The organism is Lentzea alba (assembly GCF_047445655.1).
Classification (GTDB): Bacteria; Actinomycetota; Actinomycetes; order Mycobacteriales; family Pseudonocardiaceae; genus Lentzea; species Lentzea alba_A.
Genome location: NZ_JAJAEG010000021.1, coordinates 153,140 through 170,896 on the forward strand (window position 1 = coordinate 153,140; position 17,757 = coordinate 170,896).

19 protein-coding genes are annotated in these 17,757 nt (G+C 69.7%); 8 read left to right on the forward strand and 11 right to left on the reverse strand.

The genetic code is table 11. The features are described from left to right. Positions 1-136 precede the first annotated feature (136 nt). Both LFM09_RS31840 and ppgK read right to left on the reverse strand, forming a co-directional pair. Positions 137-1,471: an RNA polymerase sigma factor gene (locus tag LFM09_RS31840; RefSeq protein ID WP_414100270.1), complete on the reverse strand. Its 1,335-nt coding sequence runs from the start codon at positions 1,469-1,471 to the stop codon at positions 137-139. A gap of 217 nt (positions 1,472-1,688) precedes the next feature. Beyond that, positions 1,689-2,450, reverse strand: a complete 762-nt coding sequence (gene ppgK, locus LFM09_RS31845; protein ID WP_414100271.1) for a polyphosphate--glucose phosphotransferase — start codon at positions 2,448-2,450, stop codon at positions 1,689-1,691. Positions 2,451-2,565: 115 nt separating this feature from the next. On the opposite strand from ppgK, the gene LFM09_RS31850 reads away from it, so the two are divergent. Continuing rightward, positions 2,566-3,360: an inositol monophosphatase family protein gene (locus LFM09_RS31850; protein WP_414100272.1), complete on the forward strand. Its 795-nt coding sequence runs from the start codon at positions 2,566-2,568 to the stop codon at positions 3,358-3,360. On the opposite strand, the gene LFM09_RS31855 is transcribed toward LFM09_RS31850, so the two are convergent. Continuing rightward, the gene (locus LFM09_RS31855) at positions 3,321-3,881 is read right to left on the reverse strand and encodes a hypothetical protein (RefSeq protein ID WP_414100273.1); all 561 of its coding nucleotides are present in this window, start codon (positions 3,879-3,881) and stop codon (positions 3,321-3,323) included. The two genes, LFM09_RS31850 and LFM09_RS31855, sit on opposite strands and share 40 nt — an antisense overlap. A gap of 31 nt (positions 3,882-3,912) precedes the next feature. Then, on the reverse strand, positions 3,913-4,632 hold the full coding sequence (cei, locus tag LFM09_RS31860) for an envelope integrity protein Cei (protein WP_414100274.1): 720 nt from the start codon (positions 4,630-4,632) through the stop codon (positions 3,913-3,915). Positions 4,633-5,053: 421 nt separating this feature from the next. Here cei and LFM09_RS31865 point away from each other — a divergent pair, with 421 nt between their 5' ends. Continuing rightward, positions 5,054-5,353, forward strand: coding sequence for a DUF4193 domain-containing protein (locus tag LFM09_RS31865; protein ID WP_030464829.1), 300 nt, complete (start codon positions 5,054-5,056; stop codon positions 5,351-5,353). Between the two features lie 73 nt (positions 5,354-5,426). Here the strand turns inward: LFM09_RS31865 and LFM09_RS31870 are convergent, their stop codons facing one another. After that, complete coding sequence (locus tag LFM09_RS31870) at positions 5,427-5,888, reverse strand: DUF3093 domain-containing protein (protein ID WP_414100275.1); 462 nt, start codon at positions 5,886-5,888, stop codon at positions 5,427-5,429. Positions 5,889-5,912: 24 nt separating this feature from the next. Here LFM09_RS31870 and dut point away from each other — a divergent pair, with 24 nt between their 5' ends. Beyond that, a complete protein-coding gene (dut, locus tag LFM09_RS31875; protein WP_414100276.1) occupies positions 5,913-6,386 on the forward strand; it encodes a dUTP diphosphatase in 474 nt (157 codons plus the stop codon). Positions 6,387-6,388: 2 nt separating this feature from the next. Continuing rightward, on the forward strand, positions 6,389-7,003 hold the full coding sequence (locus LFM09_RS31880; RefSeq protein WP_414100277.1) for a DUF3710 domain-containing protein: 615 nt from the start codon (positions 6,389-6,391) through the stop codon (positions 7,001-7,003). On the opposite strand, the gene LFM09_RS31885 is transcribed toward LFM09_RS31880, so the two are convergent. Continuing rightward, a complete protein-coding gene (locus tag LFM09_RS31885) occupies positions 6,988-7,656 on the reverse strand; it encodes an alpha/beta fold hydrolase (RefSeq protein ID WP_414100278.1) in 669 nt (222 codons plus the stop codon). The two genes, LFM09_RS31880 and LFM09_RS31885, sit on opposite strands and share 16 nt — an antisense overlap. An 84-nt stretch (positions 7,657-7,740) precedes the next feature. Here LFM09_RS31885 and LFM09_RS31890 point away from each other — a divergent pair, with 84 nt between their 5' ends. The 3 genes from LFM09_RS31890 to LFM09_RS31900 all read left to right on the forward strand — a co-directional run bounded on the left by LFM09_RS31890 (position 7,741) and on the right by LFM09_RS31900 (position 9,613). Further along, positions 7,741-8,106: an OB-fold nucleic acid binding domain-containing protein gene (locus LFM09_RS31890; RefSeq protein ID WP_414100279.1), complete on the forward strand. Its 366-nt coding sequence runs from the start codon at positions 7,741-7,743 to the stop codon at positions 8,104-8,106. Next, positions 8,103-8,855, forward strand: a complete 753-nt coding sequence (locus LFM09_RS31895; protein WP_414100280.1) for a DUF3159 domain-containing protein — start codon at positions 8,103-8,105, stop codon at positions 8,853-8,855. Before LFM09_RS31890 ends, LFM09_RS31895 begins: the two co-directional genes overlap by 4 nt. A gap of 392 nt (positions 8,856-9,247) precedes the next feature. Next, a complete protein-coding gene (locus LFM09_RS31900) occupies positions 9,248-9,613 on the forward strand; it encodes a DUF4259 domain-containing protein (RefSeq protein WP_414100281.1) in 366 nt (121 codons plus the stop codon). 3 nt (positions 9,614-9,616) lie between these two features. Here the strand turns inward: LFM09_RS31900 and LFM09_RS31905 are convergent, their stop codons facing one another. From LFM09_RS31905 to LFM09_RS31915, 3 genes are all read right to left on the reverse strand, one after another. Next, on the reverse strand, positions 9,617-10,498 hold the full coding sequence (locus tag LFM09_RS31905) for an RICIN domain-containing protein (protein ID WP_414100282.1): 882 nt from the start codon (positions 10,496-10,498) through the stop codon (positions 9,617-9,619). 47 nt (positions 10,499-10,545) lie between these two features. Beyond that, positions 10,546-13,107, reverse strand: a complete 2,562-nt coding sequence (locus tag LFM09_RS31910) for a LuxR C-terminal-related transcriptional regulator (RefSeq protein ID WP_414100283.1) — start codon at positions 13,105-13,107, stop codon at positions 10,546-10,548. A gap of 83 nt (positions 13,108-13,190) precedes the next feature. After that, the gene (locus LFM09_RS31915) at positions 13,191-15,740 is read right to left on the reverse strand and encodes an AAA family ATPase (RefSeq protein ID WP_414100284.1); all 2,550 of its coding nucleotides are present in this window, start codon (positions 15,738-15,740) and stop codon (positions 13,191-13,193) included. Between the two features lie 157 nt (positions 15,741-15,897). Here LFM09_RS31915 and LFM09_RS31920 point away from each other — a divergent pair, with 157 nt between their 5' ends. Further along, positions 15,898-16,392: an RICIN domain-containing protein gene (locus LFM09_RS31920; protein WP_414100285.1), complete on the forward strand. Its 495-nt coding sequence runs from the start codon at positions 15,898-15,900 to the stop codon at positions 16,390-16,392. Here the strand turns inward: LFM09_RS31920 and LFM09_RS31925 are convergent. Then, positions 16,389-17,045, reverse strand: coding sequence for a potassium channel family protein (locus tag LFM09_RS31925; protein ID WP_414100286.1), 657 nt, complete (start codon positions 17,043-17,045; stop codon positions 16,389-16,391). The two genes, LFM09_RS31920 and LFM09_RS31925, sit on opposite strands and share 4 nt — an antisense overlap. Next, entirely contained in the window at positions 17,045-17,707 is a 663-nt protein-coding gene (locus LFM09_RS31930) for a potassium channel family protein (RefSeq protein ID WP_414100287.1), read from the reverse strand. Before LFM09_RS31930 ends, LFM09_RS31925 begins: the two co-directional genes overlap by 1 nt. Between the last annotated feature and the right edge of the window lie 50 nt (positions 17,708-17,757).

Consider the following 17,757-nt stretch of genomic DNA (forward strand, 5'->3'; position numbering starts at 1 on the left):
GCGTTCGATCACTGCAGGTCACGACGTGAGCGTGGGTAAACCTGGACGTGCTCACGTCGCTCGCGGGAACGTGCCGGAAAAAGAAGATCCCCGCACCGAACCGGTGCGGGGATCTCTGCGTATACCCAGGAAAGGACTAGTCGAGGTAGTCGCGCAGAACCTGCGAACGCGACGGGTGACGCAGCTTCGACATCGTCTTGGACTCGATCTGGCGGATGCGCTCACGCGTGACGCCGTAGACCTGGCCGATCTCGTCCAGCGTGCGCGGCTGGCCGTCGGTGAGGCCGAAGCGCAGGCGGACGACGCCCGCCTCGCGCTCGGACAGCGTCGCGAGCACGGACTGCAGCTGGTCCTGCAGCAACGTGAACGAGACGGCGTCGACCGCGACGACGGCCTCGGAGTCCTCGATGAAGTCGCCGAGCTGGCTGTCGCCCTCGTCACCGATCGTCTGGTCCAGCGAGATGGGCTCACGCGCGTACTGCTGGATCTCCAGCACCTTCTCGGGCGTGATGTCCATTTCCTTGGCGAGCTCTTCCGGGGTGGGCTCGCGGCCCAGGTCCTGGAGCAGCTCGCGCTGGATGCGACCCAGCTTGTTGATGACCTCGACCATGTGCACCGGGATGCGGATGGTGCGGGCCTGGTCGGCCATGGCGCGGGTGATCGCCTGCCGGATCCACCAGGTGGCGTACGTGGAGAACTTGTAGCCCTTGGTGTAGTCGAACTTCTCGACGGCGCGGATCAGACCCAGGTTGCCCTCCTGGATCAGGTCCAGGAACGCCATGCCGCGGCCGGTGTAGCGCTTGGCCAGCGACACGACGAGGCGGAGGTTCGCCTCGAGCAGGTGGTTCTTGGCGCGCTCGCCGTCACGGACGATCCAGCGCAGGTCACGGCGCAGCTGCGGGGTGAGCTTCTCCTGCTCCTCCTCGGAGCGGCGCACGCGCTCGGCGGCGTAGAGACCCGCCTCGATGCGCTTGGCGAGCTCGACCTCCTCCTCGGCGTTGAGGAGGGCGACCTTGCCGATCTGCTTGAGGTAGGCGCGGACGGAGTCGGCCGACGCGGTGAGCTCCGCGTCCTTGCGCGCCTGGCGCAGGGCCTCGGACTCTTCCTCGTCCCAGACGAAGTCACCCTCGTTCTTGGGGTCCTCCGCGGCCTCTTCCGGCTCGTCCACGACGGGCTCGTCGACCAGTTCGACCTCGTCGACCAGGTCTTCGGCGCCGGGAGCGCCTTCCATGTCCTCCGGCTCTTCGCCGTCCTTCTTGGCGGTGCCCTTCGCGGCAGGATCGGCCTTGCCGGCCGGCTTGCGCGGGGTCTTGGCGCCGGCGGCCTTCGCGGCGGCGGGCTTCTTCGCTGCCGCAGCGGTCGTCTTGCGCTTCGGCTTCTCCTCGGCCTCGCCGGCCGCGGTCGCCTTGGTCGTCTTGGCGGCGCTCGCGGCGGAGCTGGAGCGTCGGGTTGCGGTTTCTGCGGCTGCCACGTACGCCCTTTCGCGACGGTCGTTCAAGGCAAACCAGAGGGCGCGAAACCTCGGTCGCCAGAGTTCAGGGGATCTCCCCGCCGATCTTGCTTGGCGGGTGTGCGTTCCATTGTAACGACGTCGGTGACCAGGTGTTGCGCCCCGAGGTGGTTCAGGGCGCTCTCACCTGCGTTCTCGCAGCTAGATCGAGTCGGACACGTTTCGGTGTCGAACGGCTCTAAGGCCTGATCCCGTGCGCGGACGCCCATGCGGCACCGACGATGCCGGCGTCGTTCTTCAGTGCGGCTGCAACAACCTCAGTGCGGACGTTGAGCAATGGCAACCACTTGTGCGCCTTCTTGCTCACACCGCCGCCGGCGATCACCAGATCGGGCCAGATGAGGTCTTCCAGGACGTTGATGTACCGCGTGACCCGCGGCGTCCACTCCTCCCAGGACAGGCCCTTGTCCTCCTTCACCGAGGCGGCCGCGCGCGTCTCCGCGTCGTGCCCGTCGACCTGGAGGTGCCCGAACTCGGTGTTCGGAACTAGCTTGCCGTCGAGGAACACCGCGCTGCCGATGCCCGTGCCGAACGTCAGGAGCACCACGGTCCCGTCCTTGCCGACGCCCGCGCCGAACGACATCTCCGCGATGCCGGCCGCGTCCGCGTCGTTCATCACGACGATGTCCTCTGGCCTGCGCTTAAGACGCTCCGCGAAGAGCTGCTGCGCGTCGCAGTTGATCCAGCCCTTGTCGACGTTCGCCGCGCTCAGGGCCACACCGTGCTTGACCACGCAGGGGAGCGTGACCCCGACCGGACCGTCCCACTGGAACTTCTCGACGATCTCGGCGACGACCTCCGCCACCGCTTCCGGCGTCGAGGGCTGAGGCGTGGGGATCCGCATGCGTTCGCCGTCCAGTGCTCCTGCTTCGAGGTCGACCAGGCCGCCCTTGACGCCGGAGCCGCCGATGTCCACACCGAACCCGCGGGTGATGCCCATCCCCGTGGTCCTTCCTACTCGATCCTGCTGGCTTCGATTCAGTAACCGTGGTGCGCAGACATTAGCCTGAGGTAGTCCGATAGTCCCGTGCTAGTGACGCAGGAGGGAACCGGTCGTGTTCGATCCCCGGCCACTCGTTGACATCGCGACGGCCATCGGACGGGAAGCGGGCGCTCTTGTTCAGCGCATGCGTGCTTCCGCCGTGGTGTCGTTCGACACCAAAAGCACTTCGACGGACGTGGTGACGGCCGCGGACCGCGCCTCAGAACAACTCGTCCGGACGCGTCTGTCCGAGTTGCGCCCCGGTGAGCCGGTGCTCGGCGAGGAGGAGGGAGGGTCCGTTGTCGAGGGGCTGACCTGGGTCGTCGACCCCATCGACGGCACCGTCAACTACCTCTACGGGATCCCCTGGTACTCGGTGTCGATCGCGGCCCAGCTCGACGGCGAGTCCGTCGCGGGCGCCGTGGTGGAACCGGCCACGGGGCGGGTCTGGACCGCGGCGCGCGGGTACGGCGCCTTCCTGGACGGCTCTCCTCTGCACGTGTCCGCGACCACCGATCTGTCGCTGTCTCTTCTTGGCTACGGCTTCGCGTACCGGCCGGAGCGGCGGCAGCGTCAGGCCGACGCGTGGGCCTTGATGGCGACGCGGGTGCGTGACCTGCGGAGGGCCGGTGCGGCGTCGCTGGACCTGTGCTCGGTGGCTGCTGGACGGCTCGACGCCTACGCCGAGCACGCGTTGGGGCGGTGGGACTGGGCTGCGGGTGGGTTGATCGCCGCCGAGGCCGGTGCGGTCGTGCGGTTGCCGGGCTCGTCGCCGGAGCTGGGGGAGGACGCGACGTTCGCGGCCGCGCCCGGTATCGCGGACGCCCTCTACAGCGCGCTGGCCGAGTCGGGCTTCGGCAAGGTCTGAGCCGGGGTCCGTCCGGTCAGGTTCGCGAGCAGGGCGACGACCTCGTCCACGTCGGGAACGTGGATCAGCTCCGCCACGGTCCCGTTCCCGAAACCGTCCGGCATGACCCGGTGGTCGAGCCGGACGTACCCGGTGCCGTCCGCGTTCCTGTCGTACGACAGGGCGTCGATCTCGGCGAGTTTCACCGCCCGTGCGCGCCTACCGGGCGTGGACACGACGCGGTGGTTGGTGACGTAGTAGGTCGTGCGGTGCAAGGTGAGGAAGCGCCAGACGAACGGTTCGGCGTGGTGGAGCGCGACGGACGCGGCGAACATGCCCGCGGTGAACTTGACCGTCCAGCTGTCGACCGGGCCCAGCCACAGGTGGAGCAGGCCGACGACCGCTGTCAGAAACACGAGCAGGACGGCGTCGAACTTCAGGCTGAACCGGATCCATTTCGGGTCCTGGCGCAGGAACACCGAACGGCGTACCGGCGAGCCCTGCCACAAGATGCGCTCGCCGGAAAGCAGATCTACCCCCATGCGGGGAAGGTAGCGAAAATCGGGCGAAACGTCAGGCGCAGGTCACGTCGCGGGCGCCGGCCAGGTTGTCCGCGTTCAGCGTGGGCGGGGTGGCCGCCGCGACCTGACCGCCCTGCTGCTCGGGCTGCTGCTCGGCCCACTCCTTGAGCTGTTCGAGCACCTTGCGGGCGTCGCTGTTCGGCTTGACCTCGCCGAACTTCTTGCCGATCGCGACGTCGATCGTGGCGTCCTGGCGGTCGTCGCGCACCAGTTCCAGGCACGGTTCGAGCAGCGACAACGTCCTGGCGGCCTGCGCTCCCGGCGCGCCGAAGCGGATCTGGCCGCGGCAGCCCATGTCCTGCGCGGGGTAGATCGGGTCGTTGTCCGGGTCGGCCGCCTGCTTCAGGCCGAGCTCGGTGAACTGCGTCGCCACAGCCTTCGCGTGGTTGCGCTGCGTCGAGGCGTTCAGCACGCGGAAGTTCACGTCGCCGACCGGCACCGGGTTGGTGCGGTCCAGCGCGTCGTGCTCCAGCACGGTGCCCAGAGCCGGTGGCGGCGCCGTCGGCGTGCCCCCGGGATCGGCCCCCGGAGTCGCGGACGTCGTCACGTGACCAGGCGCGTTGCACTGGATGGCCGCGTCCACGTCACTGGCGTTGCCGAGCACCTTCACCCAGACGAACACGGAGCTGACCAACAGCACCGTGAACAGGACGAGCGCGGGCACGGGCCGACGCCGCTTGTAGGGCGTCAAGCTTCCCGATGCGGGTCCCACGTTCGAAGCCCTCCCCGTGTTCCGTCCCCTGATCAGCCTAGGCCCTGCCCGGCTGTCTCGCGCCCCGACGGGCGTGACCCAACGCACCGGCCTGATTGCTCACAGTCAGGACGGTACCGGCCCGGCGCCAGGTTGCACGCCGAGGTCAACGCGCTCCCGCACAGGGTATCGGTCCAGCGTAGAAAGGTTGTGTCACCCGTCCGGTCGGTAAGGGGTAACCCGATGTCGAGTCACTCGGGCAATGAGCTACCCTCTGCGCGCTCCGCACACATGTGGATCAAGCCGGACGGGCACGTCCAGGGGGTTGGCTCGGCGCGTGTGTGTGAGAGACCTACGTCACCTTGACGTGGGGCACAAAAGAGGTCGCTGGAGCGTTAACCAGCGACACGAACAGTCTCCGTAGACCGCAGGGGTGAAGAAGATGGCGACCGACTACGACGCGCCGCGTCGCAGCGAGGCGGACGAACTCGCTGAGGACTCCCTCGAGGAGTTGAAGGCCCGGCGGAACGAGACGCAGTCCGGCGTCGTCGACGTCGACGAGGACGCGAGCGCGGAGAACTTCGAGCTTCCGGGCGCCGACCTGTCCGGCGAGGAGCTCACGTTCAAGGTCCTGCCCAAGCAGGCCGACGAGTTCACGTGCTCGAAGTGCTTCCTGGTGCACCACCGCAGCAGGCTCGCCGAGGACAACAACGGCGTGTACATCTGCCGCGACTGCGCCTGACAGACGTCAGCAACGAGTCCGCCGAACAAACACTGGGCGCTCACCCGCACGGGTGGCGCCCAGTTGTGTTCTTTCAGGACTTGATCGCGGCGGCGAGCTCTTCCGGGCGCCGCGTGCTGATCACCCAGTAGGGCGTCGGGTCCTCCGGGTCGTTCACGCGCACCCGCACGAGCGGCTTCACCCAGCCGCGGTGCACGACGTACGCGGCGGGGTCGAGGTGCGGGCCCATCGCCTTGCGCCGGTCCTCGGGGGCGATGATCTCCACGTCGCCCAGCAGGTCCAGGGGGATGTGCGCGTCGCCTGCCCGCAGCTCGCCGTCGGCCACCTCGACCTTCGTCGACCCCATCCGCACGATCAGCACGACCGTCAGCGGCAGCAGGATCACGTACGGCAGCCACGACCGCACGCCGGGGAAGCCCATGTGCACCTCGGCGGCCAGCAGTCCGGCGGCCAGCAGCGGCAGCGGCCAGATCCACCACGTCACGTACAGGCGCTCGCGGAAGGTCGTAGTGGCGGTCACGGCAGTCTCACTCACGTCGTCAGGGTAATCTCGCCCGCCGTGTCCAGCGTCGAGGTGTTGCTGACCCGGCTCGATCCGGGGGTTCCCGTGCCCGCCTACGCCCGTCCGGGCGACGCGGGCGCTGATCTGGTCACCACGTCGGACGTGGTCATTCCACCAGGCGAGCGCGCGGTGGTCGGCACCGGTGTCGCGATCGCGCTCCCCGTGGGGTTCGCCGGGTTCGTGCACCCGCGCTCCGGGCTCGCCGCGAGGGTCGGGCTGAGCGTGGTCAACACGCCCGGCACGATCGACTCCGGCTACCGCGGTGAGATCCGCGTTTGCCTCGTGAACCATGATCTCCGTGAGCCGATCGCGCTGTCGCGCGGCGACCGGATCGCCCAGCTCGTCGTCCAACGCGTCGAGCACGCGGTGTTCCGCGAGGTCACCGAGTTGCCGGAAACGGAACGCGGTGCGGGAGGCTATGGCTCGACCGGCGGGCACGTGGTGCTCGCCAGCACGCAGACGGAGGGGTAGGGATGTTCGGTAGGCGCCGCAAGCGCGGTCGTCACTCCGCGGGGGCGGTCGACACCGGTCCGGAGCACGACGAGGTCTTCGACGACGTCGAGGGCCCGTGGGACTCGACGGTGGCGCCCCGTGACGATGTGCAGCGGCTCGACCTGGGATCGGTGCTCCTGCCGATGCCGGACGAGGCCCAGCTGCAGGTCGAGATGGACCAGCAGAGCGGTTCCGTGCGCGCGGTGCACGTCCTCACGCCCGTTGGGCAGCTGACGGTCAGCGCGTTCGCCGCGCCGAAGTCGGGTGGCCTCTGGAAGGAGGTCGGCGCCGAGCTGATCGACGGCCTCAAGGAGGACGGCGCCCGCATCAACCGCGAGAACGGCGAGTGGGGCGAGGAGATCACCGCGCGCAACCAGGGCGTGCAGATCCTCTTCGTCGGCGTCGACGGCCCGCGCTGGATGCTGCGCGGTGTCGCGGCCGGCCCCGAGGAGCACTTCGCGCAGAACAGCGAGGCGCTGCGGCAGATGCTGCGCGGCACTGTCGTCGTGCGCGGTGAGCAGCCGATGCCGCCCCGCACCCCGCTGCCCGTCGAACTGCCCGAGGCCATCGCCCGGCACATTCAGCAGCAGGGCTGACGCGCTTCCTGCCAGGCCTGCACCGCTTGTGCGAGCGCGTGCGGGTAGTTGCTCAACGTCGTGGTCTTGAGCACGGCATTGGGGATGGCTTCGGCCCACGCTCGTGCTGTTGCGATCGGGTGCACCGGATCATCGGTGCACCCGACGATTCCCGTTGGCAGGTCGAGGGTTTTCAGCTCGTCGAGCGTGGGTGCCGGGTGTTCCGCGGCTTCTTCGAGGTGGGGCACGAGCAGGTCGCCGTAGCCGCGCCACGCCCTGGCCAGTTCGTCGTGCAGCCAGCCCGTCGTGCCGGAGATGGCCGTGTCGAGGCCTTGGTTTCTGACGATCTCCGCGCTGGCCCTGGCCGCTTGGGCGGCTGGGGCGTTCTGTGCTTCGCCGGTCCACGCGGGCAGGGCGAGGATCAGGCCCGCGCACTTGTCCGGGTTCCGCACCGCCCACGACGCTGCCTGGTGCGCGCCAAGTGAGACGCCGCCCACCACGATCGGGTGGCCTGTGAAGGCACTGTCGAGCGCCGTCAACCGTTCACTGATGGTGCGGGCGCTTGGAGCCAGGAAATCGGCGCCGACCTGCGACAACGGTTCGGTGAAGACAGAACGGACAAATACGTCGTCCGAGGCGGTTCCGGGCAGCAGGAGGACAGTCTCGACAGGCACGCCCGAGATTGTCGGTCCTCCTGCGTACCCTCACTCGTAGACGGTCCACACCACTGGGCCACCTGAGCAATGCAGGAGTCGGGGATGAGCGGCTATTGGCGCCGCTTGGTGCGTCGCTTGACCAGCGACGTCGCCGAGCTCGACGCGGACGACCTCTCGCGAAAAGCGGAGGCCGTCGGCGCGGTGAAGGCCTGCGACTGCAAGTCCGGTGAGGAGGTCACCGTCCTGGGCAGGCTCCGCAGCGTGGAGCTCTCGCCGAAGGACGCGGCCGCCACACTGGAAGCCGAGCTCTACGACGGCACCGAGGGCGTGACCCTCGTCTGGCTCGGCCGCCGTCGCATCGCCGGTATCGAGCCTGGTCGGACGATCAAGGCCCGAGGCCGCATCGCCGTGCGCGACGGGCGCAAGGTGCTCTACAACCCCTATTACGAGTTGCAGAACGCTTCATGACCTCAGCCAAGACCGAAGAACAGCAGCCCACCGTCCTCGAGCAGATGGGCGGCGTGAGCGGAATGCTCTACTCGTCGCTGCCCGTCGTCGTCTTCGTCATCGTCAACTTCGCCGCCAAGAACCTGATGGCCGCGATCATCAGCGCCCTCGCCTCCGCCGTGGTGATCGGCGTGGTCCTGGCCGTCCGCAAGGGCACGGTCCAGCCCGCGATCTCCGCCGTGTTCGGCGTGGGCATCGCCGCGTTCATCGCCTACAAGACCGGCGAGGCCAAGGGCTTCTTCCTCTTCGGCATCTGGCAGAGCATCGTCTACGGCAGCGCGTTCCTGCTGTCCATCGTGCTCCGCTGGCCGCTCGCCGGCGTGATCTGGACGTTCCTCAACGGCAGAGACCGCTCGTGGCGCGCCGACAAGGCCACCGTCCGCGACTACGACATCGCGACCTTCGTGTGGGCCCTCGTCTTCTTCGCCCGCTTCGTGGTGCAGCGCTGGCTCTACGACGAGGACCAGGTCGGCTGGCTCGCCGTCGCCCGCCTCGCCATGGGCTACCCGCTGATGGCCATCGCCCTGCTGGCGACGGTCTGGGCGGTCCGCCGCGCCGACAAGCGCCTGAAGGCGGCGGAGGAAGCCGCCGCGGCCAAGCTCGCCGAGGAGACGGTCCTGGCCCGCACGGCCGACGACCTGCTGACGCCTGACATGGACGAGCTCAAGCGCGTCGTCGACACGGAGTCGCGCGACAAGTCCAGAGACTGATCGCTCCCTGGAGACTCGCGGCCGGCGCCACCCCCAGGGCGTCGGCCGCGTCCCTTTTCAGACCACGGCTGCCGCGGCCGGGCTTGCCGAGGAGGCGGTCCTGGCTCACACGGCTGATGACCTGCTGACTCCGGACATGGGCGAGCTCAAGCGCGTCGTGGACACGGAGTCGCGCGACAAGTCCAGAGATGGCCGCTTCGGCCAAGCTCGCTGAGGAGCAGGTTCTGGCTCGAACGGCCGATGCCGTGTTGACTCCGGACATAGGCGAGCTCAGGCGCGTCGTCGACACGGAGTCGCGCGACGAGTCCAGAGACTGATCGCTCCCTGGAGACTCGCGGCCGGCGCCACCCCCAGGGCGTCGGCCGCGTCCCTTTCCGGCTGAGGAGGCCTCCTTGGGCACGTTCGGCGTCGGCCCGTTCGACAGCGACGGCGCCCAGGACCTGCTGGAAGATCTCGCCTCGCGCGCGCCGCAGAACCGGGCGGAGGTACTCGCCGCACTGCTTCGCCTGCCGATCGCCGACCCGGAGAGCGTCGGCCGGGAGGTCTTCGCCGATGAGGTCGTCGCGGCGGTCGCCGTGATCGTCACCGGCAGTCCGGAGGTGCCGGCCGCGGAGGTGCCGCGATTGGCTGAGCTGGCCGCCGCGGCGCTCCCGATCGTGACCGAGTCGTGGGGTCAGGGCTGGACTTCTCCTGCCGACGCGGCCGCCGCCTCGGACACCGTCAAGCGGTTGTCCGAGGCGTTGCGCACGATCTGCTGACCGTCAGACCGGGATCTTCCACTTCTGCGCGTCCGTGCCGTTGCAGGAGAAGAGCTGCAGCGGCGTGCCGTCGGCGGTGAGGCCGTCACGCAGTTCGAGGCACTTGCCGGAAGCCGGGTTCACGATCGTCCCGTCGTCGCCCGGCACCCAGCGCTGACTCGGGTCGCCGGAGCAGTCGAAGATCTCGATGTCTGTGCCGTCGGCCGTGCCGCCACCCGAGGCGGTGAGGCAGCGGGGCTCGGTGAAGATGGGGCTGCCGTGGATGCTCGTGACGTAGGAGAACCTCTGGGCGGCGGTGCCGTTGCAGTCGAAGAGCTGCAGCTGCACGCCGTCGTTCACCATGGCCCCTGGCACGTCGAGGCAGCGGCCGATCTCGCCGAACGGGCGATACGCACGGGTCGTCGAGTTCCACGCGAAGGCCTGGCCCAGCGAACTGTTGCAGTCCCACAGCTGGACCTTCGCGCCGTTGGCGTTGACTTCGTCCTGCACGTCCACGCACTTGCCCAGGACACGGAGCTGCGGGGAGCCGTCGGAGCCGACTCGGAACGACTGGGCCGCGGTGCCGTTGCAGTCCATGATCTGGATCTTGGTGCCGTTCTCGGTGCCTCCGCCGGCGACGTCGAGGCACCGCTGCCGCATCTGGATCGTCTGGTCGGCGCGGAACGACCAGCGCTGCCCGTCGGTGCCGTTGCAGCCGAGGTACTGCGTCTTGTTGCCGTTCGCGATGTAGCCGTTGGGGTTGTCGATGCACTTGTCGCCCTTGCCGACGATCGCGCCGTAGGGCGTTTCGACGGTGGCGGCGCCGACTGCGGAAGTGCCGGCGAGGACGAGTGCGGCGGCTGCGAACACGCTGATGAACGCGCGTCTGTACCACGATGATTTCATCTTGCCCCCAGGTCTGCGGAACGTTGCCGCGGGCATGTTAACCGTGCTCAGGAGGGACCGAGCACCGTTCGAAGCTCATCGCGCCCCGTCACACCCAGTACGCCATATATCGCATGCAGGTGGTTGTCGACGGTGCGTTTCGACGTGTGCAGCTTCTCCGCGATCTGCTGGTTCGTGAGCCCGGACGTCGCGAGCCGCGCCACCTCGACCTGGCGCCGGGTCAGGTGGGTCAGGCCGTCCACGCGCAGAGCGGGCGTGCGCACGCCGTCGAACTCGCGCATCAGCAACGCCTGGCGCGCTGAGGCCTGGGAGGCGGCGCGGATGTTGCCCTGGGTGCGGTGCAGGCGGGCGGCGGAAGCGAGGGCCTCCGCGGCGTACAGGGTGGCGCCCATCCGCAGGAAATCGGCCGCCACGGCCTCCAGGACGGTCGGTGCGGCGTGCGCGAGGGCGGTCGCGTGTGCCGCGTAGGCCAGGGGCAGCGGGCCGTCCATCGTGGACGTGAGGGCCGCCAGGCGCAGCGACGTGTCAACGCCGAAACGCGCCGCGTCGTGCAGGGCCTGGGCCTCGCTGCCCAGTGCGCCCAGTTCGGCGCACTCGTCGGCCGCCGCCATCGCCGAGTTGGCGGCGCCGCGGACGTCGCCCGCTGCGGCCAGCACCCAGGAGCGCGCCAGCGACACCGAGAGGCCGGTCCAGCGCCAGGCCGGTCGGCGGGCCTTTTCGGCGCGCGCCAGGGCGTCGTGGGCCAGGTCGGCGTCGCCGCAGAGCGCCGCGGCGGAGGCGAGACTCGCGAGCGCGATCGTGTCGAAGATCAGCGGCTGTTCCTCGGTCTTCGCACTGCCTTCGCGAGCCAGGCGCAGGGCCTGGGCGCCGTGGCCGCGCATGCGCGCACAGAACGACAACACGCTGTAGATCGACGTCGGGCCGATGAAAGCCAACTCGTCGAACGACATTTCGAGCGTCGTCAACGCGAGACTCTCCGCTTCGGCGAGATGGCCGCCGTGCGCCAGTGCGAAGCAGCGCACGCGCAACGCACCGTGATCCGGTGGGGGAGTGTCGCCGTGCAACGCCAGAACTTCCGCGTCGTAGCGGTCGATCTCCTCGCCGACCTCGCGGTACCGGCCCGCGTGCACGAGGCACAACGACCTGACCAGTCGCATGTGGACGGACAGCGGCGGCACCACGGGCTCGTAAGTGCTCTCCAGCACCTCGTCCACGTGGCGGTGGTGGGCGTTCTGCAACGCCCGGACGACCTTGAGCAGGTCTCGCGGCTCGTCCGGGAGCTCCGGCACGTCCACGCGGTCGAGCACCGCGGCGGCCGCGTCGGCGTCGCCCAGCGCGAAGTACAGGTTCATGGACCTGGTGACGGCGAGGCTGCTCAGGTCCGCGGCCGACAGCGGTCCGCTCATCACGTCCGCCAGCGTGGCCTCGGCCTGATCCGGTGCGCGGCCGTGCATCAGCACCTGGGCGAACACGTGCGCGACCAGGTCCAGCCCGCCGGCGTCGACGGCGGCGCGGCACAGGCGTTCGGCGAGCGTCACGTCGCGGGCGGCCCAGGCCTGTTCGGCGGCGGCGGCCAGGAGGTCCAGCGAGATCGGCGAGCCACCGTCCAGACGCCACGTGGCGATGCGCATCAGATCCTCACGACGACGCGCGCCCGTCGCCTCCAGACCGGCGGCCAACGCGCGTTGGTGCGACTGCGCGCGCACGGGAGGGCAGTTGGCGCGCAACAGGCTGCCGTACAACGGATGCCCGAGCCGCACCACGGTCCGCCGCCCCGACGCCTCGACCCGGATCAACGCACGGGTCTCCAGGTCGTCGAGCGCCTCCTCCTGCACCAGCGACGCCAGCAGGTCCAGCTCCACCGGTTCCGAATAGGCGAGCAGCTCCAGGGCGTGCCGGTGCGACGGCTCCAGCCGCCCGAGGTTCTCCTGCACCAGCTCACCGAGCCGCCCGCCCAGCTCGATCGCGCCGTGCCACGACCAGATGCCCTCGACCACGCGCAACGACCCGACCGCACGCCCGGACACCACGAGTTCCCTGAGGTACAACGGGTTTCCCGCGCTGGCCGACCACAGCAACGACGCCGAACGCGTGTCGACCGGCCCGTCCAGCGCTCGTTCCAGCAGCTCGTCGGACTCGGCCCGGGACAGGTCACCCAGCGGGTAGCGCTGCAGCAGACCTTCCTGCCACAGCTCGGCGCGTTCACCCGGTCGCGAAGTCACCAGCACGCGCGCGTGCCCGTGTCGGATGACGTGATGCAGCAACCCGATCGACGCGTCGTCCAACAAGTGCGCGTCGTCCACCACGATGGCCAACGGCCGTGCTTCAGCCAGAAGATGCTCAACAGCGCGACCGAGCGGATTGGCCGTGCGCATGTCGGCAGGCAGCATCGCGGCGAGAGCCCCGAACGGGATCGTTGACGTCGCCACGGTCGCGTAGCAGCGCCGCACGGTGCACCCGGTCTGCTCCAGCAGCGCCACGACCTCGTCCGTGAGCCGGGTTTTGCCCACCCCGGCGGGACCGACGAGCGCGGCGCCCTTCCCGTTCGGTTCGGTGAGCGCGGACATCACGTCGCTGAGCTCCCGCACCCTGCCCACGAACGGCCACACAACGCGCAGTCTGCCGAACTCTTCGCCAAGAGCGCACATCGTTTTGTGCGGGTCCGAAAACGATGGGCACGAAAGGGTGCTCATCAGGCCTGGCCGAACAGCTCTCGCAACCCGCCTCGTCCGGTCACACCCACTGCGGCGTAGGTCGTGTGCAGATGGTTGTCCACCGTGCGTTTCGCGATCGCGAGCCGTTCTGCGATCTCCACGTTCGTCAGCCCCGCCACGGCCAGACGCGCGATCTCCAGCTGACGCGGCGTCAACGCGGCGAGCGTGCTCGTCACGACCAGACCGGGCGTCGTCGCGCCGTCGAACGTCTCCGCGAGCGACGACGCCTGCCGCTCCAGCCGGTCCGCTTCCCGGGGCCGGTCGTGCAGCCGGGAGAGCCGGCTGGCCTCCGCGAGCGCCTCAGCCGCGTACAACGTCGCACCGCACGCCGTGAACGCCGCCGCCGCCTCCTCCAGCCCCGCCGGGTCACGCAACGCGCGCGCCTGGGCGTGTGAGGCGTACGCGGTCGTCAGCGCGTCCTTGCGCGACTTCGCCAGCTCCAGCAACCGAGGCGAGGTGTCCGCACCGAACCGTGCCGCGTCGTGCAGCGACACGATCTCCTCGGAGTGCGCGCCGTGTGCGCGTGCGGTGGCGGCGTTGTCCAGCGCGGCCTGCATCGCCTCGTTCACGCGCCCAGCGCCCGCAAGCACCCACGACCGTGCGGCTCCCACGGCGAACTGCGCGATACGCCACGCGGGCCGCAATCCGGCCTCAGCGCGCGCCAACGCCCGTTCCGCCCTGTCTGACTGACCCAGCAGCGCGGCGCCCGCGGCGAACTCGGCCAGCAGCAACACGTCCCAGACCATCGGCAGTGCGCCCGACTCCGGGATGCCCTCCGCCGTGATCCGCACGGCCGCCGCCGCCTGCCCGCGGAACCGCGCGCTCTGGCTGAGCAGAACCCGCGGTGGCACCTGGGTGACCGACCAGCGGTCCTCCTCGATCACCTCGGCCAGCGCCTGCTTGGCCCGCGCCTCGGCACCCGCCAGGTCACCGCAGCGCAGGATGCTCTCGTTGCGCACGCCGTTCGCCGCGTTCATCAGCGACGGGAACCGCCCGGCCGTCGCCATGACCGCCTCGTGGTTCTCGTCGATGCGCGCGATGGCCTCGGTGTAGCGGCCCGCGAACTGGTCGGCGAACGCCAGCACCTGCCGTCCCGCCGTGGCCGCCCAGCCGCCCTCGGCGATCAGCAGCTCACCGCCGAGCCGCGCGATCCGCAGCGGTGCGGCCTCCAGCGCGAACGTCAGCGCGAAGAACAGCACCGCGTGTTCCAGCTCCGGCGGCAGCTCCTGCTCGGTGACCTCGTCGAGCACCGCGACCGCCGCGTCCTCGTCACCGAGGCCGAAGAACAGGTTGAACGCGCGCGTACAGCCCACCTGGATCACGGTGAGCATGTCGCCGCCCGCCGCCATGGTCTCGGCGAGCACTTCCTCGGCCTGTGCGCACTGGCGCTGGTACATCAGCACGAGGCCGAGCACGAGCCCCACGCGTGATGTCGCGCCACGGGCAACAGCCGCGCGCGAGAGTCGTTCGGCGAGTTCCCAGTCCTGTGCGGACAGTGCCTGCTCAGCGGCCCGCGCGAGCACGTCCGGAGATTCCGCCGTGCCGCTGTCCAGCCGCCACGTCGCGACGCGCACCGCGTCACCGGGCCGGTCCGCGCCGCCCGCTTCGAGCCGGTCGGCGAGCGCTCTTCGGTGCGCTCTGGCTCTCAGCGTGGGACATGTCGCCCGCAGGCGCGCGCTGTAGAGGGGGTGCGCGACGCGCGCGCGTCCGTCGTCACCGATGCGCACGAACCCCATGTCGACGAGTTCGTGCGGCACCGGCATCAGCTCCGGTTCGAGCGGCTCGCCGTACGCCAGCAGCTCCAGCGCCCGCCGTTGCGGATCGGCGAGGCGCCCCAGCGTCAGGTCGACGAGCTCGGCGAGCCGGCCGGACAGCTCCAGCGGCCCGCTCCAGTTCCAGCCGCCCTGGGTCTCGGTGAGCGCGCCCGAGTGCAACCCCGCAGCCACGAGTTCCTTGAGGTACAACGGGTTTCCCTGGCTGTTCGCCCACACCAGGTGCCGGGTCGACGCGTCCGCCGGCCCGCCGAGCGCCGTCGCCAGCAACGTGTCCGCGCGCTCCTGATCGAGCGCGTCGACGTGGACAACCGTCAGGCCTTCCATGTGCCAGCCCGCGCGCGCCGTGCAGATGACCCGCGTCAGCTTGTGGCGCACGACGTGCTGCAACACCAACAACGACGTGTCGTCGAGCAGATGGGCGTCATCGACCGACAACACCCGCCGTCCGCCACGCGCGAGGTGCTCCGCGGCGGCCCGCACCGACGAGGCGGGCAGCAGACCGGGACCCGCCGCACCGGCAGGCAGATCACTCGGGACGTGCGACGCGAACGCGCCGAGCGGGATCCGTGAGGTGGCGACCGTCGCGTAACAACGCACCACGGGGTGCGGCACAGCGGCGAGCACCTCCGCGGCCAGGCGTGTCTTGCCGACGCCCGGAGGTCCGGACAACAGCACCACGCCGTCCACGGCCAGCGCCCGCAACGCGGCCCGCAGCTCTCCCTCGCGCCCGACCAGGGGCAACTGATCGCTCACAGCTAGTAAGTGCTCGTTTCCGTTGTGCAGATACCGGACAAGTTGAGCATGCCCTTGCTGATGACCACGCGTCAGCGCCCTCAAAGGATGTCCTGGGTGCCGAAGTTCGGCACGAGGAGAGCTGTATCAGGCCCCGAACCGTGCGCATCGACGTGGCATGAAACCTTTCGTGCGCAAGATCGCGCTCCTGGCCTCGCTCGCCCTCGTCTCGGGCGGCCTGCTCGTCAGCACGTCGGCCTCGGCGGGCGCGCAGACGGGGTACTACGTCCAGTCGAAGTTCAACGGCCGGTGCATGACCGCCGCCACCGGCCAGAACGGCGCCGGGGTCATCATGGTCGACTGCCAGAACGCCCCGACCCAGCGCTGGTACTGGGACGCGGGACGCCTGCGCAACGCCGACGGCGGCAGATGCCTCACCGCCGCCTGGGGCAACGGTGACAACGGCGCCCACCTGCAGATCTACGACTGCGTGGCGAACGTTGCCCACCAGATCTTCTACCGCCCGGCCTCGCACGACTACGAGATCGGCCGGATCCGGTCGTGGCTGTCCGGCAACCGCTGCGTGGACATCTCGGCCGGCAACTGGTGGAACGGCGCGGCAGTGCAGCTTTACGACTGCCACGGCGGCCTGAACCAGAAGTGGTGGGCCTAATAACCCAGCGCGGACTTGATCTCCTGCTCGACGGCGGCGGTGGTGACGAACAGCAGCTCATCGCCGCCTTCGAGCGTGTCGTCCGGCTGCGGCACGATGACCCGCCCGCCGCGCAGGATCGTCACCAGCGCGGCGTCGCGGGGGAGCGTGAGCTCGGAGACGGCCCGGCCGGCGAACGGCGTCGACTCGTCGAGCGTGATCTCCACCAGGTTCGCCTGGCCCTGGCGCAGCGTCAGCAGCCGCACGACGTCGCCGATCGTCACGGACTCCTCGACCATCGCGGCGAGCAGCCGTGGCGTCGACACGGCCACATCCACGCCCCACGACTCGGTGAAGAGCCATTCGTTCGTCGGGTCGTTCACACGCGCGATGACGCGGCGGACCGCGAACTCCGTCTTCGCCAGCAGCGACACCACGAGGTTGACCTTGTCGTCACCGGTCGCGGCGATCACGACGTCGCACAGCTGCATGCCGGCGTCCTCCAAAGAGGACAATTCGCACGCGTCGGCCTGGACCCACTCGGCCTGCTCGACGGAGTTGGGGTCGAAGTGCGCCCGGTCCCGTTCGATCAGCATGACCTGGTGCCCGTCCTGCACGAGCTCCTGCGCGATGGACCGCCCCACCGCGCCCGCACCCGCGATCGCGACCCGCATCAGCTCTCCTCCGGTGCCTGCAGCGCCGCCGCCGCGACGTCGGTGATCGTGCCGGACAGCGCCGCCACGTAGATGGTGTCGTCGGCCTGCACGACGGTCTTCGCGTCCGGCAGCACACCGGTGCCGAACCGCATGAGGAACGCCACGCGCGCGCCGATCGCGCCTTCCAGCTCGAACACGGAACGCCCGACCCAGTCCTCGGAGACCTCGATCGGCAGCACCGCGACCGTGCCGGACGGGTCGCGCCACGCGGTCGCGGCACCCTCGGGCAGCAGCATGCGCAGGAACCGGTCCGTCGACCACGGCACGGTCGCCACGGTCGGGATGCCCAGGCGCTCGTACACGGCGGCGCGCTTGTGGTCGTAGATGCGGGCGACGACGTGCTCGACGCCGAACGTCTCCCGCGCCACCCGCGCCGAGATGATGTTCGAGTTGTCACCGCTGGAGACCGCCGCGAACGCGCCCGCGCGCTCGACGCCCGCCTCGATCAGGACGTTGCGGTCGAACCCGTTGCCGACGACCTGCTGGCCGTGGAAGTCGCTGCCGAGCCGGCGGAACGACTGCGGGTCCTTGTCGATCACGGCGACCTGGTGGTCGAGTCGCTCGAGGGCCTTGGCCAGGGAGGCTCCCACCCGGCCACATCCCATGATCACCACGTGCACGACATGCCTCCTCAGGCGAACTCACCGCAGAACCTACCCAGCATTAGCCC